Source organism: Amycolatopsis sp. NPDC003731, from assembly GCF_053586895.1.
In genome coordinates, this window is sequence record NZ_JBSFNC010000177.1 from 1 (window position 1) to 16,860 (window position 16,860).

Here is a 16,860-nt window from a genome sequence, read left to right on the forward strand (position 1 = left end):
GTCCGGGCCCGTCGCGACCGGCCCGGTGCCCTGGGTCCTGTCCGCGAAAACGCCCGCTTCGCTGGCCGCGCAGGCCCGCCGGCTGCGGGCGCGGGTAGGGGCCGCACAGGGGGTCCGGGCCGCAGATGTGGGGTACTCCCTCGCGAAATCCCGGTCTACGTTCGAGCGACGGGCGGTGGTCGTGGCTCCCGACGGTCACGACCCGCTGGGCGCGCTCGCCCACGACCGGGCCGTCCCCGGCCTGGTCCGGGGCAGCGCCCGCCGCGGGGGCAAGGTCGCCTTCGTCTTTCCCGGGCAGGGCTCGCAGTGGGTGGGGATGGCTTTGGACCTGATGGACACGTCGCCGGCGTTCGCGGCCCGCATGCGGGACTGCGAACGCGCGCTGGCGCCGTTCGCCGGCTGGTCGCTGCCCGACGTCCTCGGCGACGAAGCGATGCTCCGGCGCGTCGACGTCGTGCAGCCCGCGCTGTTCGCGGTCATGGTGTCGCTGGCCGAACTCTGGCGGGCCCACGGGGTTTCCCCGGACGCCGTGATCGGCCATTCCCAGGGCGAGATCGCCGCTGCCGTGGTCTCGGGCGCGCTGTCCCTCGAGGACGGTGCCCGCGTGGTCGCGTTGCGCAGCAAGGCGATCCTGGCCCTGGCCGGGCGCGGTGGCATGGTCTCGGTCGCGGCGCCCCTGACCGCGGTCGAGCCACGGCTCACCGACGAGCTGTCGGTCGCGGCCGTCAACGGCCCGGCCGCGGTGGTGGTGTCCGGCTCGCCTTCCGCCCTGGACGCGCTGATCGAGTCCTGTGCAGCCGACGGCATCCGCGCGAAGCGGGTCCCGGTGGACTACGCGTCGCACTCGGTCCAGGTCGAGGCGATCGAGACCGAGTTGCGCGAACTGCTCGCCCCGGTTTCGCCGCGGTCGTCGGAAATCGCCTTCTACTCCACGGTGACCGCCGAGCCGATCGACACCGCCGGGCTCGACGGCCCTTACTGGTACACCAACCTGCGCAACCCGGTGCTGTTCGACGCGACCATCCGGCAGCTGGCCGCGGACGGCTACGACACGTTCATCGAATGCAGTCCGCACCCGGTGCTCACGATGAGTGTCGAGGACACTGTGGACGAAGCCGTCGTCACCGGCACGCTGCGCCGCGGCGACGGCGGGCTCGACCGGCTGTACACGTCGTTCGCCGAGGCCTGGGTGCACGGCGTCGACGTCGACTGGACGCCCACGTTCGGCGAAGGCGCCCGGCTGATCCCGCTTCCGACGTACGCCTTCGACCACCAGCGGTACTGGCTGGACCCGGCTCCCGCGGCCCCGGCGGAGGACGGGCTGTGGACGGCGCTCGAAGAAACCGACGACCTCGCCGGGCTCCTCGGAGTCGATCAGGGCGCGCTCGACGAGGTGCTGCCCGCCCTGACCCGGTGGCGCTCTCAACGCTCCACAGTGGACTCCTGGTGCCTGAAGATCGGCTGGGTGCCGGTCGCCGAGCCCGCCCTGCCGCTGCTGTCCGGCCGCTGGCTGGCCCTGGTGCCCGCCGGGCCCGGCCGGTCGGCGGTGCTCGACGCCCTCGCCTCGCGCGGCGCCGACGTCGTCACCGCCTCGCCGGAGGACCTGCCGCCGGGGGAGTACGCCGGCGTCGTTTCCCTGCTGGGACTGGACGAAACCCCGCTGCCCGGGCACCCGCTGCTCGCGACCGGGGTCGCCGCGACGGCCGCGCTCGCCCCGGCACTGGCCGCCGCCGGGATCGACGCCCCGCTCTGGCTGCTCACCCGCGGGGCCGTGGCCACCGGGCCCGGCGACGCACCGGCGTCGAGCGTCCCGGCGCAGCTCTGGGGCCTCGGCCGCGTGATCGGCCTCGAGTACCCCGGCCTCTGGGGCGGGCTGATCGACCTGCCCGCCGCGTTCGACGAGCGGGCCGCGGACCGGCTGGCCGGGCTGCTGGCCGAGCCCGGCGGCGAGGACCAGCTCGCGCTCCGCGACCACGGGATCCTGGCCCGGCGGCTGCGCCCGGCGCGTCCCGCACCGGCGGGAGAGCCGTGGCGGCCGCGGGGAACCGTGCTGGTCACCGGCGGCACGGGAGCGCTCGGCGCGCACGTCGCCCGCTGGCTGGGCCGCTCCGGCGCCGACCACCTCGTGCTCACCAGCCGCCGGGGCGAAGCCGCGCCCGGCGCGGCCGAACTGGCCGAGGAGCTGCGCGGGTACGGCTGCGCGGTGACCATCGCCGCCTGCGACGTCGCCGAGCGCAAGGCCGTCGAAGCCCTGCTGGACAGCCTCGGGCACCCGCCGGTGGCCGTCGTGCACGCGGCCGGGCTGCCGCAGTCGAGCACCCTCGCCGAGACCGGCCTGGACGAGTTCGAAGACGTCCTCGCGGCCAAGGTCGCGGGCGCCGCGCACCTGGACGCCCTGCTCGGCGACGACCTCGAAGCGTTCGTGCTGTTCTCCTCCAACTCCGGCGTCTGGGGGAGCGCGGGCCAGGGCGCCTACGCCGCCGCGAACGCCTACCTCGACGCCCTCGCCGAGCAGCGCCGCGCCCGCGGGGCGAAGGCGACGTCGGTGGCCTGGGGGCTGTGGGCCGGCGGCGGCATGGCCTCCGACGACGGCGAGCAGCAGCTGCGCCGCCGTGGTCTCCGGCCGATGGCGCCCGAGCGGGCGGTGGCCGCGCTGCAGGGCGCGCTCGACCGCGACGAGACCTTCCTGGCCGTGGCCGACGTCGACTGGGACCGGTTCGTCCCCGCCTTCACGGCGTCGCGGCGGCGTCCGCTGATCGAGGACCTGCCCGCGGTCCGCCGGGTACTGGACCAGCTCGAAGCCGAGCAGGAACGGCACGACGAAGGCGCGGCCGGGTGGCGCGAGCGGCTGGCCGGGCTGCCGGAAGCCGAACGCGACCGGGCCGTGCTCGACCTGGTCCGCACCGAAGCCGCGGCGGTGCTCGGCCACCGCGGCGCCGACGCGATCGGCAGCACCCGGCCGTTCCGCGACCTCGGGTTCGACTCGGTGACCGCGGTCGAGGTGCGCAACCGGCTGCGCCAGGCCACCGGCCTGCGGCTGGCCGCCACCGCCGTCTTCGACCACCCGACGCCGATCGCGCTCGCCCGGTTCCTCGCGGCCGGTATCGCCCCCGGTGGCACGCCCGCGGATTCGGCGTTCGGCGCGCTCGACCGGCTGGAGGCGTCGCTGACGGACCTCGCGGAGCCGGACGAGAACGTCCGGATGCGCGTCGAGATGCGGCTGAAGTCCCTGCTGAGCCGGTGGAGCGGCGACCACGCGGCGCCGCGGCAGGCGCAGCTCGCGGACGCCTCGGCGGCCGAGGTGTTCGCGTTCATCGACAACGAGCTCGGGGTCTCCCCGCCGCCGGCGCACTGACGCCCTGACTTGGACGAACGGATGAGGTTGGCGATGGCAGAGCAGGACAAGCTCCTCGAGTACCTCAAGCGCGTGACCGCCGACCTGCACCAGACCAGGCAGCGGCTGCAGGCGGCCGAGGCGGCGGAGCAGGAGCCGATCGCCATCATCTCCCTCGCCTGCCGGTACCCGGGCGGCGTCGCCTCGCCGGAGGACCTGTGGGACCTGGTCGCGGGCGGCACCGACGCGATGTCGGCCTTCCCGGAGGACCGCGGCTGGGACGTCTCGCGGATGTACGGTCCCGAAGGCGCCCACGCGCTCGAAGGCGGCTTCGTCCACGACGCGGCTTCATTCGACCCGGGGTTGTTCGGCATCTCGCCGCGCGAAGCGCTGGCCATGGACCCGCAGCAGCGCCTGCTCCTGGAGACGTCCTGGGAGCTCCTCGAACGCGCCCGGCTCGACCCGTTTTCGCTGCGCGGCAGCCGGACCGGCGTGTTCATCGGCGCGAACGCGTCCGGGTACAGCAGCACGCTGCAGGCCGCGGCCGGCTCCGAGGGCTACCTGCTGACCGGCGAGGCACCCAGCGTCATGTCGGGGCGGCTGTCCTACACCTTCGGGCTGGAAGGGCCGTCGGTCACCGTCGACACGGCGTGTTCGTCGTCGCTGGTCGCGCTGCACTGGGCTTGCCAGGCGCTGCGGCAGGACGAATGCGGCCTCGCGCTGGCCGGCGGCGTCACGGTGATGGTGAGCCCGCTGGCGTTCGCGGAGTTCAGCCGCCAGCGCGGCCTCGCCTCGGACGGCCGCTGCAAGTCCTTCGCCGACGCGGCCGACGGCACCGGCTGGGGCGAAGGCGTCGGCATGGTGCTGCTGGAGAAGCTGTCCGACGCCCAGCGCAACGGGCACCGCATCCTCGGTGTGATCCGCGGCTCGGCGGTCAACTCCGACGGTGCGTCGAACGGCCTGACCGCCCCGAACGGCCCTTCTCAGCAACGCGTCATCCGTACTGCTCTGGCGAACGCCGGTCTGTCCACTTCGGACGTCGACGCGGTCGAGGCGCACGGCACCGGGACCGCCCTGGGTGACCCGATCGAAGCCCAGGCCCTGCTGGCGACGTACGGGCAGGATCGCCCCGCCGACCGGCCGTTGTGGCTGGGGGCGCTGAAGTCGAACATCGGGCACACGCAGTCGGCGTCCGGGATCGCGGGTGTCATCAAGATGGTGCTGGCGCTGCGGCACGAGGTGCTGCCGCGCACGCTGCACGTCGACACCCCGTCGTCCGAAGTGGACTGGTCGGCGGGCGCGGTTTCGCTGCTGACCTCGGCCCGCCCGTGGCCGGCCGGCGACGTGCCGCGCCGGGCCGGGGTGTCGGCGTTCGGGGTGAGCGGGACGAACGTGCACGTGATCGTCGAGGAGGCGCCCCCGGAGGTCGTTGCCCCTCCTGCGCCTCCCACCGGTGAGCTGCTGCCCTGGGTGCTCTCCGGCGCGAGTGACGCGGCGCTGCGCGAGCAGGCCCAGCGGCTCCTGGACGCGGACCCGGACCCGGTCGACGGCGGTTATTCCCTGGCGGTGACCCGGGCCCGCCTGGCCCGGCGTGCGGTGGTGCTCGGTGCTGATCGTGCGTCGCTGCGGGAAGGTCTTTCGCGCATCGAGGACGCCGTCGTCGGTACTGCGGATCCGGATGCGTTGCTGGCGGTGTTGTTCACCGGTCAGGGGGCGCAGCGGGTCGGGATGGGCCTGGAGCTTTACGAGCGGTTCCCGGTCTATGCGGCGGCTTTCGATGAGGTGCTCGCGCATTTCGATCCGTCGTTGCGGGCGGCGTTTGATGATCAGTCGTTGTTGGATCGGACCGAGTTCACCCAGCCCGCGTTGTTCGCGCTCGAGGTGGCGTTGTTCCGGTTGGTGTGTTCCTTCGGTGTGCGGCCGGATTTCGTGGCGGGTCATTCGATCGGCGAGATCTCGGCCGCGCACGTCGCCGGTGTCCTTTCCCTCGAGGATGCTTGCCGTCTGGTCGCCGCGCGTGCGTCGTTGATGCAGGCGCTGCCCGCCGGTGGGGCAATGGTTTCGATCGCCGCCCCCGAGTCCGCCATCCCCCTCAACGATCGCGTCTCCATCGCGGCGGTCAACGGTCCCGAGTCGGTCGTGATCTCGGGCGACGAGTCCGCGGTCCTCGAGATCGCCGCCCAGTTCCCCAAGACCAAGCGCCTCCCCGTCAGTCACGCGTTCCACTCCCCACTCATGGACCCGATGCTCGACGAGTTCCGCGCGATCGCCGAGCAGCTCCAGTACCACCCAGCCCAGATACCGGTGCTCTCGAATGTGAGCGGTGCTCTCGCTTCGACGTTCACGGCGGACTACTGGGTCCGCCACGTGCGAGAAGCCGTTCGCTTCGCCGACGGGGTGTCCACTTTGGAGGCTGCCGGGGTCGGCGTGTTCCTGGAGCTGGGCCCCGACGGCGTCCTGAGCGCGATGGTCGGCGGCACGGCGATCCCGGCGTTGCGGCGCGACCGCTCTGAAACGAGAGCACTGCTCACAGCGTTGAGCACTGCTCACGTCCACGGCGTGGACGTCGACTGGACACCGTTCTTCCCGGGCGGCCGCCGCATCGACCTGCCCGCGTATGCCTTCCAGCGGGAGCGGTTCTGGCCTCGCGGCGGTGTCGCGCACGGTGACGCCGGATCGCTCGGCTTGGGAGCGCTGGACCACCCGCTCCTGGGTGCGGCGGTGAGCCTGGCGGGACACGACGGCGTCGTCTTCACCGGACGGCTGTCCGTGGAGACGCAGCCGTGGCTCGCCGGGCACGCGCTGGGCGGGACGGTCCTGGTCCCGGGGACGGCGTTGCTGGAGCTGGCCGTCCGGGCGGGAGACCAGGTCGGCTGCGAGGTCGTCGACGAGCTGACCCTCGAAGCGCCCCTGGTCCTGCCGGCGCGAGGCGGGGTGGCGATCCAGGTCTTCGTCGGACCACCGGACGGAACGGGCCGCCGTGAGCTGACGCTGTACTCCCGCCCGGACGACGGCGCGGCGCCGGGGCAGGACACGTGGACCCGCCACGCCGGCGGCCTCCTCGCCCCCGGCACCCGACCGGCGGCCGAGCTGACGGAGTGGCCCCCGCCGGAAGCCACCCGCATCTCGACCGAAGGCCTGTACGACCAGCTGGAAAGCCTCGGCTTCACGTACGGCCCGGCGTTCCACGGCCTGGGCCGGGTATGGCGCCGAGGCGACGAGACCTTCGCGGAGGTGGAGCTTCCGGAGGAGTTCCACCCGGAGGCAACCGCCTTCGGCTTGCACCCGGCCCTCCTCGACGCGGCTCTGCACCCCTTGGGGCTCGCCGCCCCGGGCACCACCAGTGCTACCCCGGTCGGCGGCAGCCCGGCCAGCCCCGGCGACCCCACCGGCGCGACCCCGGTCGGTGGTAGCCCGGCCAGCCCCGGCGGCATGCCGTTCTCCTGGAGCGGCGTCACCCTGCACGCCGCCGGCGCCACCGCCCTCCGCGTCCGGCTCGTGCCGGCCGGGGACAACGCCGTGTCCGTCACGGTCTGCGACCAGACCGGCGGCCCGGTCGCCGAGATCGAATCCCTGACCCTCCGCCCCATCACCGCCGCCGCCCCCGTGCCGGACGGCTCGCTCTTCCGCCTCGACCGAACGCCCATCCACGCCGGGCCGCCCGCCAACTCCGTCTTCCTCGGCCACAACGACTTCGGCCTGCCCGCAGTGTCCGATATGGACACCGACGCCGACCTCGTCTTCGCTCCCATCGCCACCGACGACATCCGGCAGGCCACCCACGAAGCCCTCACCCTCGTCCGAACCTGGCTCGCCGGGGAACGGCCGGGCCGCCTCGTCGTCGTCACCCGCCACGCCGGCACCGATCCCGCGGCCGCCGCCGCGCGGGGGCTCGTCCGGTCCGCCCAGACCGAACACCCCGGCCGCTTCCAGCTGCTCGACCTCGACGGCTCCACCCCGCCCGACCTCGCCACCCTGCCCGAAGAACCGCAGGTCGACGTCCGCGACGGCGTCTTCACCGCCCCGCGGCTCGCCCGCGCCCACCGCGGCACCCTCACCATCCCGAGCGAACCCTGGCGGCTCACCACCACCGGCGGCACCCTCGACGGCCTCGTCCTCCAGCCGGAACCGGCGACGAACCTCGCCGCGGGCGAAGTCCGGGTCGCCGTGCGCGCCGCCGGGATCAACTTCCGGGACGTCCTCATCGCGCTCGGCATGTACCCCGATCCGGCCGCCGTCCTCGGGTCCGAAGCCGCCGGAGTGGTCACCGAAGTCGCGCCCGACGTCACCGGGATCGCCGTCGGGGACCGGGTGTTCGGCCTGTTCACCGGCGCGTTCGGGCCCCAGGCCGTGACCGACGCCCGGCTGCTCGTCCCGGTTCCGGACGGCTGGACCTTCGCCCGGGCCGCGTCCGTGCCCGTCGCCTTCGTCACCGCCTACTACGCCCTCTTCGACCTCGGGCGGCTCGAAGCCGGCCAGTCGGTGCTCGTCCACGCGGCCGCCGGCGGTGTCGGGATGGCCGCCGTCCAGCTCGCCCGAAGCGTGCACGCCGAAGTGTTCGCCACGGCCAGTCCGGCCAAACAGGACGCCGTCCGCGCTCTGGGCGTCACCCACCTCGCGTCGTCGCGGGACCTCGAGTTCGCGACGAAGTTCGCCGAAACCGACGTCGTCCTCAACTCGCTGACCGGCCCGTTCATCGATGCCTCGCTCGACCTCCTCAAACCCGGCGGCCGGTTCCTCGAGATGGGCAAGACCGACCTGCGCGACCCCGCAGGCGTCACCTACCTCCCGTTCGACCTCGGCGACCCCGGCCCGGACCGCATCCAGGAAATCCTCCGGACCCTGCTGACGCTGTTCGCCGAAAACAAGCTGCACCCACTGCCCACCAAGGCCTGGGACGTCGTCCGTGCGCCCGACGCCTTCCGCTTCATCAGCCAGGCCAAGCACGTCGGCAAGAACGTCCTCACCATCCCCGCCGCGCCGGATCCCGACGGCACCGTCCTCGTCACCGGCGGCACCGGCACCCTCGGCGGCCTCCTGGCCCGCCACCTCGTCACCACCCACGGCGTCAAGAACCTCCTGCTGGTCAGCCGCCGGGGCCCGGACGCTCCGGGCGCGGCCGAACTGGTCGCCGAACTGACGGCCGGCGGCGCCGATGTGCGCATAGAGCGCTGCGACGTCGCCGACCGGGCGCAGCTCGAAGCGCTGCTCGGCCCGGTGAACCTGACCGGGGTCGTCCACACCGCGGGCGTGCTCGACGACGGCGTCGTCGCATCGCTCACCCCCGAACGGATCGACGCCGTCCTCGGCCCGAAGGTCGACGCCGCGCTGAACCTGCACGAGCTGACCCGCGACCGTGACCTCGCCTGGTTCGCGCTGTATTCCTCGCTCGCCGGGGTGGCCGGGGCTGCCGGCCAGGCCAACTACGCCGCCGCCAACGCCGCTCTCGACGCCCTCGCTGCCCGCCGCCGCGCCGAAGGCCTGCCCGGGGTCTCCCTCGCCTGGGGCCAGTGGACCGAAGCGAGCGGCATGACCGCCGCCCTCGACGACGAGGACCTGTCGCGGATCGCGCGATCCGGCATCGGCGCCCTCGGCACCGCGGAGGCCCTGGCGCTGTTCGACGCCGCCCAGGTCGCCGGCGCCGCGTGCGTCGTCCCGGTTCGCGTCGACCTCGCCGCGCTGCGCGCCCAGGCCGAACACCTGCCGGCCCTGTGGCACGGGCTGGTCCGGGTGCGGACCCGCCGCGCGGCCGGGTTGCCGTCCGGCACCGAGGGGCTCGCCGCGAAACTGGCCGGGCTCAGCGCCGACGACGTCCGCCGGTTCCTGCTCGACCTCGTCCGCACGCACGTCGCGGCGGTCCTCGGCCACGACGGCGCCGATGCCGTCGAGCCCGCCAAAGCGTTCAAGGACCTGGGTTTCGACTCCCTGACCGCCGTCGAGCTGCGCAACCGCCTCACCGCCGTGACCGGCCTGCGCCTGCCGGCCACGGTCATCTTCGACCACCCCAACCCGCAGGCCCTCGCCGCGCTGCTGCAGGCGGAGCTGGCCGGCGACGCCGGACCGGCGACGACAGCGGCGATCACCACCGTCACCGACGGCGACCCGATCGCCATCGTCGCGATGAGCTGCCGCTACCCGGGCGAGGTGACGTCGTCGGAAGACCTGTGGCGCCTGGTCGAAACCGGCCGCGACGCCCTCACCGCGCTGCCCGCCGACCGCGGCTGGGACCTCGCGGCCCTGGGTGCCGCCGAGGGCGGGTTCGTCCACGACGCCGGCGGCTTCGACGCCGAGTTCTTCGGCATCTCCCCGCACGAAGCCCTCGCGATGGACCCGCAACAGCGGCTGCTCCTGGAGATTTCGTGGGAGGCACTGGAACGCGCCGGGATCGACCCGCGGTCGCTACGGGGCAGCAGCACCGGCGTCTTCGTCGGCGCCGCGCACCAGGCGTACGGCAGCGGCGTCGCCGAGGTGGCGGCCGGCGTCGAAGGCCACCTGCTGACCGGCAACGCGACCAGCGTCGTCTCCGGCCGCGTCTCCTACACATTCGGCTTCGAAGGGCCCGCCGTCTCGATCGACACGGCCTGCTCGTCGTCGCTGGTCGCCCTGCACTGGGCGGTCCAGGCCCTGCGGCGCGGCGAGTGCGACCTCGCCCTGGCCGGCGGGGTCGCGGTGATGGCGCAGCCGGGCATGTTCGTGGAGTTCGACCGGCAGGGCGGCCTCGCCTCCGACGGCCGGTGCAAGGCCTTCGCGGAGGCCGCGGACGGCACCGGCTGGGGCGAAGGCGCCGGCCTGGTGCTGCTGGAGCGCCTGTCCGACGCCCGGCGGCACGGCCACGAAGTCCTGGCGCTCGTCCGCGGTTCGGCGGTGAATTCCGACGGCGCGTCGAACGGCCTCACCGCGCCGAACGGCCCCTCCCAGCAGCGGGTCATCCGCGCCGCGCTGGCGGGAGCCGGACTGTCCACTTCGGACGTCGACGCGGTCGAAGCCCACGGCACGGGTACTTCGCTGGGCGACCCGATCGAGGCCCAGGCGCTCCTGGCGACCTACGGACAGGACCGGTCGACGCCGCTGTGGCTCGGCTCGCTCAAGTCCAACATCGGCCACACCCAGGCCGCGGCGGGCATCGCCGGGGTGATCAAGGTCGTGATGGCGATGCGGCACGGCGTCCTGCCCCGGACGCTGCACGTCGACGCGCCTTCGTCCCGCGTCGACTGGGAATCCGGCGCGATCGAGCTGCTCACCGACGCGCGCCGCTGGCCCGAAACCGGCCGTCCGCGCCGGGCCGGCGTGTCGTCGTTCGGCATCTCGGGGACCAACGCGCACACGATCATCGAGCAGGCCCCGGCCGCCGCGCCAGTACCGGAGCGCCCCGAAGTCTCCGGCCTGGTGCCGTGGCTGCTGTCCGCGCGTGACGCCGACGCGCTCGCCGCGCAGGCCGGCCGCCTTCGCGCCCACGTCGAGGCCGACCCGTCGCTGTCTCCGGTCGATGTCGGGTTCTCGCTGGTGAATGCGCGGGCTGTGCTCGAGCACCGTGCTGTCGTGTTCGGCGACGACCGTGAGGAGCTCCTCGCGGCGCTGGAGAACCCGCCGGTGACCGGGGTCGCCCGGCCCGACCGGCGACTGGCGGTGTTGTTCACCGGGCAGGGCGCGCAGCGGGTCGGGATGGGCCTGGAGCTTTACGAGCGGTTCCCGGTGTATGCCGCGGCTTTCGATGAGGTGCTTTCGCATTTCGATCCGTCGTTGCGGGCGGCGTTTGATGATCAGTCGTTGTTGGATCGGACGGAGTTCACTCAGCCCGCGTTGTTCGCGCTCGAGGTGGCGTTGTTCCGTCTGGTTTTGTCCTTCGGCGTGCGGCCGGACTTCGTGGCGGGCCATTCGATCGGCGAGATCTCGGCCGCGCATGTGGCTGGTGTCCTTTCTCTCGAGGACGCTTGCCGTCTGGTCGCCGCGCGTGCGTCGTTGATGCAGGCGCTGCCGCCCGGTGGTGCAATGGTTTCGATTGCCGCTCCCGAATCGGCCATCACCTTGACCGAGGGCGTCTCCATCGCGGCGGTCAACGGTCCCGAGTCGGTAGTGATCTCCGGCGAAGAGTCCGCGGTCCTCGCCATTGCCGCCCAGTTCCCCAAGACCAAGCGCCTGTCGGTGAGCCACGCGTTCCACTCGCCGTTGATGGACCCGATGCTCGACGAGTTCCGCGCGGTCGCCGAGACCCTGACGTATCACCCGGCGCAGATACCGGTGCTCTCGAATGTGAGCGGTGCTCTCGCTTCGACATTCACCGCCGAGTACTGGGTGCGGCACGTGCGCGAGACGGTCCGCTTCTCCGACGGCATGGCAACCCTGCAAAGCGCCGGCGCAGACGTGTTCCTCGAGCTGGGCCCCGACGGCGTCCTCAGCGCAATGGTCGGCGGCACGGCGATCCCGGCATTGCGACGCGACCGCTCTGAACCGAGAGCACTGCTCACAGCGTTGAGCACTGCTCACGTCCACGGCGTGGACGTCGACTGGGTACCGTTCTTCCCGGACGGCCGCCGAGTCGACCTGCCGACGTACGCCTTCCGGCACCGCAACTACTGGCTCGCCCCGGAGCCCGGCACCGCGGCACCCGGGGACGACTCCGGCTTCTGGGAGGTGGTGCGCAGCGGCAAGCTGGCGGCCGAACTGGAGCTGGACGCGGACGTCGCCGAGGCAGTCACCCCGGCGCTGTCGGCGTGGTACCGGCGCCGCCACGAGGAGTCCACAGTGGATTCCTGGCGCTACGGCATCGCCTGGCGCCCGGTCACGCCGGACGCCGCCGCGCTGAGCGGGCACTGGCTCCTGGTCGTGCCGGAAGAGGGCGAGACCGGTGTCGTGGCCGGCGTCGCCCAGACGGTCCTCGAACGCGGCGCCCGGCTCACTCCGGTCCGTATCGACCCGCTGCTGCCGCGCGCGGAGTTCACCGAACGCTTCCGCGAGGCGATCGACGGGTCCGAAGTGGACGGCGTACTTTCCCTGCTGGCCCTGGCCGACGGAGGCCGCGGAGCCGCAGCGGGCACGGCAACCCTCCTCCAGTCGCTGGGCGACCTCGGAACACGCGGACGCGTGTGGTGCCTGACCCGCGGAGCGGTCGCGGCGACCCGGGCCGACGGCGTCGAGGCACCGGTCCAGGCCCAGGTCTGGGGCCTGGGCCGAACGGCGGCGATGGAGCACCCCCAGCGCTGGGGCGGCTTGATCGACCTGCCGGCCGACCTCGACGACCGGGCCCGCACCCGCCTGGCCACCGCGCTCACCGGCACCGAAGACGAGGTCGCCCTCCGCCCCTCAGGCATCTTCGCCCGCCGCCTGGAACGCCGCCCCGCAACCACCGGCCCGGCTCGCCAACCCCGGGAGTCCACGCCCGCCACCGGCGCTCAGCAGGAGGGGCACCGCTCCGTCGCCGCCGGTCTGGGCTGGCAACCTCGGGGCACCGTGCTGGTCACCGGTGGCACGGGCGCCCTCGGTGGCCGGGTTGCCCGGCGGCTGGCCACCGCAGGTGCCGAGCACCTGATCCTGCTCAGCCGCCGCGGGGCCGCAGCACCCGGGGCCGCGGAGCTCGAACGCGAACTCACCGCCCTCGGCTGCGATGTTTCGGTCGTCGCCTGTGATGCTGCCGATCGGGATGCTCTGGCCGCCGTTCTTCCCGATGATCTCCGGGCCGTCGTGCACGCCGCCGGCGTTCTCGACGACGGCGTCATCGATGCCCTCACGCCCGAGCGCTTCGACGCCGTCCTGCGTGCGAAGGCGACCGCTGCCGAGAACCTGTCCGCGCTCACCGGTGAGCTCGATGCGTTCGTCCTCTTCTCCTCGATGGCCGGCGCGTTCGGCGCCGCGGGTCAGGGCAGCTACGCCGCCGCCAACGCGCACCTCGACGCGCTCGCCCAGCAGCGGCAGGCCGCCGGGTTGCCCGCCGTCTCGATCGCCTGGGGTCCGTGGGCCGGCGAGGGGATGGCCGCGGGCGACGCCGAAGCGCAACGACGGCTGCGTGCCGCCGGTGTCGGCGCCTTGGAACCCGGCCTCGCTCTCGACGCCCTCATGAGAGAGGCCGCAAGCGGCGACCCACTGGCCGTGGTGGCCGACCTCGACTGGGACGTTTACCTCCCGGCATTGCGGGCTGTCCGGCCGCGGCCGCTGTTCGGCGAATTCGGCGAGCCGGTCGAGAGCCCGAAAGCCGAACCCGCGGGACTCCTCAGTGGACTGTCCGAAGCAGACGCCGAACGCAAGCTTCTCGACCTCACCTGCACGCACGTCGCCGCCGTGCTCGGCTATCCCGACGCCGCCGCCGTCGAGGGTGATCGTGCCTTCTCCGACAGCGGGTTCACCTCCCTGACCGCGGTCGAACTGCGCAACCGCCTCGACGCCGCCACCGGGCTGAACCTGCCCGCGACGTGCGTGTTCGACCACCCGACACCCGTCGCGCTGGCCCGGTACCTGCACCGCGAACTGCTCGGCCGCCGGCCGGAACCGGCCGGACCGGGGACGGCGCCGGTGCGAGCCGACGAGCCGATCGCGCTCGTCGCCATGGGCTGCCGGTTCCCCGGCTCGGTTGCCACGCCGGAAGACCTCTGGCGCCTCGTCGCCGACGGCGTCGACGCGATGACCGGCCTCCCCGACGACCGCGGCTGGGACCTCGGCGCCCTCTACGACCCCGACCCGGGCAAGAGCGGCCACAGCTACGTCCGCGAGGGCGGATTCCTCGACACCGCAGCCGAGTTCGACGCCGCCTTCTTCGGGATCTCGCCACGCGAAGCCCTCGCCATGGACCCCCAGCAGCGCCTGCTGCTGGAGATCACCTGGGAGGTCTTCGAACGCGCCGGGATCGACCCGCACACCCTGCGCGGCAGCCGCACCGGCGTGTTCGCCGGCACCAACGGCCAGGACTACGCGGGCCTGCTCGGCGCGGTGGGCGAGGAGGTCGGCGGCTTCATCGGCACCGGCAACGCCGCCGCCGTCGTGTCCGGCCGGCTGGCCTACGCGTTCGGCCTCGAAGGCCCGGCGCTGACCGTCGACACGGCGTGCTCGTCGTCGCTGGTCGCGATCCACCTCGCCGCGCAGGCGCTGCGCCGGGGCGAGTGCGATCTCGCGCTGGCCGGCGGGGCGACCGTGATGTCCACCCCGGCGACCTTCGTCGAGTTCAGCCGGCAGCGCGGCCTGGCCTCCGACGGCCGGTGCAAGGCGTTCGCCGACGCGGCCGACGGCACCGGCTGGGGCGAGGGCGCCGGGCTCGTGCTCCTGGAACGGCTGTCGGACGCCCGCCGCAACGGTCACCGGGTCCTCGCGCTCGTCCGCGGCTCGGCCGTGAACTCCGACGGCGCCTCCAACGGCCTGACCGCGCCGAACGGCCCGTCTCAGCAGCGGGTCATCCGCGCCGCCCTGGCCGACGCCGGTCTGTCCCCTTCGGACGTCGACGCGGTCGAAGCGCACGGCACCGGAACGAAGCTGGGCGACCCGATCGAGGCCCAGGCCCTGCTCGCCACCTACGGCCAGGACCGCGAAACGCCGCTGTGGCTGGGCTCGGTGAAGTCCAACATCGGCCACACCCAGGCCGCCGCGGGCATCGCCGGGGTCATCAAGATGGTCCTGGCCATGCAGCATGGCGTCCTCCCGCCGACCCTGCACGTCGACACGCCTTCGTCCCAGGTGGACTGGACGGGAGGCGCGGTGGAACTGCTCACCGAGCCGCGCGAGTGGGCGGCCGACCGGCCGCGCCGGGCGGGCGTGTCGGCGTTCGGCGTCAGCGGCACCAACGCCCACGTGGTCCTCGAAGCGGGCGAGCCCGAGCCGGCGCTCTCGGCGTCGCAGGAACTCACCGTCTGGCCGCTGTCGGCGAAGGACGAGCAAGCCCTGCACGAGCAGGCCCGGCGCCTCCGCGCCGCGGTCGCCGACGACGCTCCCGTGGCCGAGGTCGGCCGCACCCTGGCGACCGGCCGGGCGGCCCTGGAGCACCGGGCCGTCGTCGTCGGGGACCGCGACCAGCTCCTGGCCGGTTTAGCGGACCTGGACAACGCCGTGCGCGGCACCGCCGCCCCCGGCGGCCGGCTGGCCGTGCTGTTCACCGGCCAGGGCGCCCAGCGCGCCGGGATGGGCCGCGAGCTCTACGACCGCTTCCCGGCGTTCGCCGACGCCTTCGACGCCGTGTGCGCCGAGTTCGACGGCCTGCTCGACGCCCCCCTGCGCGAGATCGTCTTCGGCGGCGGCGACCGCCTCGACCGGACCGGCTACACGCAGCCCGCGTTGTTCGCCGTCGAGGTCGCGCTGTACCGGCTCGTGACGGCGTGGGGCGTCCGCCCGGACTTCGTCGCGGGGCACTCGATCGGCGAACTCGTCGCCGCCCACGTGGCCGGTGTCCTGACCCTGCCCGACGCCTGCACGCTGGTCGCCGCCCGGGCGACGCTGATGCAGGCGCTGCCCGCCGGTGGGGCGATGGTCTCGATCGCCGCGCCCGAGGCCGACATCCCCTCCGACGATCGCGTCTCCATCGCGGCGGTCAACGGTCCCGAGTCGGTCGTCATCTCCGGCGACGAGACCGCCGTCCTGGAGATCGCGGCCCGATTCCCGAAGACCAAGCGGCTCACCGTGAGCCACGCGTTCCACTCGCCGCTGATGGACCCGATGCTCGACGAGTTCCGCGCGGTGGCGGAAACCCTCACGTACCACCCCGCGCAGATACCGGTGCTCTCGAATGTGAGCGGTGCTCTCACTTCGCCGTTCACCGCCGACTACTGGGTGCGGCACGTGCGCGAGACCGTCCGGTTCGCCGACGGCGTCGCGACCCTCGAAGCCGCTGGCGCGACGGTGTTCCTCGAGCTGGGACCCGACGCGGTGCTGAGCGCCATGGTCGGTGGTACCGCGATCCCGGCGTTGCGACGCGACCGCTCTGAAACGAGAGCACTGCTCACAGCGGTGAGCACTGCTCACGCCCACGGGGTGGACGTCGACTGGGCCGCGTTTTTCCCGCCGGCCCGCTCGATCGATCTCCCCACGTACCCCTTCCAGCGGCAGCGGTTCTGGCCGGAACCCGTGCCCGCCGCCGCGCCGGTGTCCGAAGGGGACGCCGAGTTCTGGAAGGCCGTCGAAGGCGAGGACCTGGAGTCCCTGGGGGCGCTGCTCGGCCTCGACGGCGACCAGCGCGCCGCCATCGCTCCCGCGCTCCCGGCCCTGTCCGGCTGGCGGCGGGAGACTGGGACGGCCGCGGACTCGTGGCGCTACCGAGTCGTCTGGCGCAAGCTGCGCGAAGAAAGCGCGGCGGTCTCCAGCGACTGGCTGTTCGTCCTGCCGGAAACCCTCGACGACCCGGGCGCGGTGACGGCGGTCGCGGGTGCCTTCGCGACGTCCGGGGCGCGGCCCCTGGTCGTCCGCGTCCCCGAGGACGCCGACCGCATCACGGTCGCGAAGCTGGTCGAGGCCAAGCTCGCGGAAGAAGCTTCGACGCCGGTGGGCGCACTGTCCCTGCTGGCCTTCGCGACCGGCGCGCCGGCGTCGGCCGTGGCGGCCGGGCTCCCGCAGACCCT

2 protein-coding genes are annotated in these 16,860 nt (G+C 73.5%); both read left to right on the plus strand.

Annotated elements, in window-relative coordinates; genetic code table 11:
* Positions 1 to 25: 25 nt before the first annotated feature.
* Positions 26 to 3,355 (plus strand): SDR family NAD(P)-dependent oxidoreductase, encoded by a 3,330-nt coding sequence (locus tag ACWDN5_RS41210; protein ID WP_449680099.1) that lies wholly within the window; start codon positions 26 to 28, stop codon positions 3,353 to 3,355.
* 33 nt (positions 3,356 to 3,388) lie between these two features.
* The coding region (locus tag ACWDN5_RS41215; RefSeq protein ID WP_449680098.1) for a type I polyketide synthase at positions 3,389 to 16,860 on the plus strand (13,472 nt) is incomplete at its 3' end.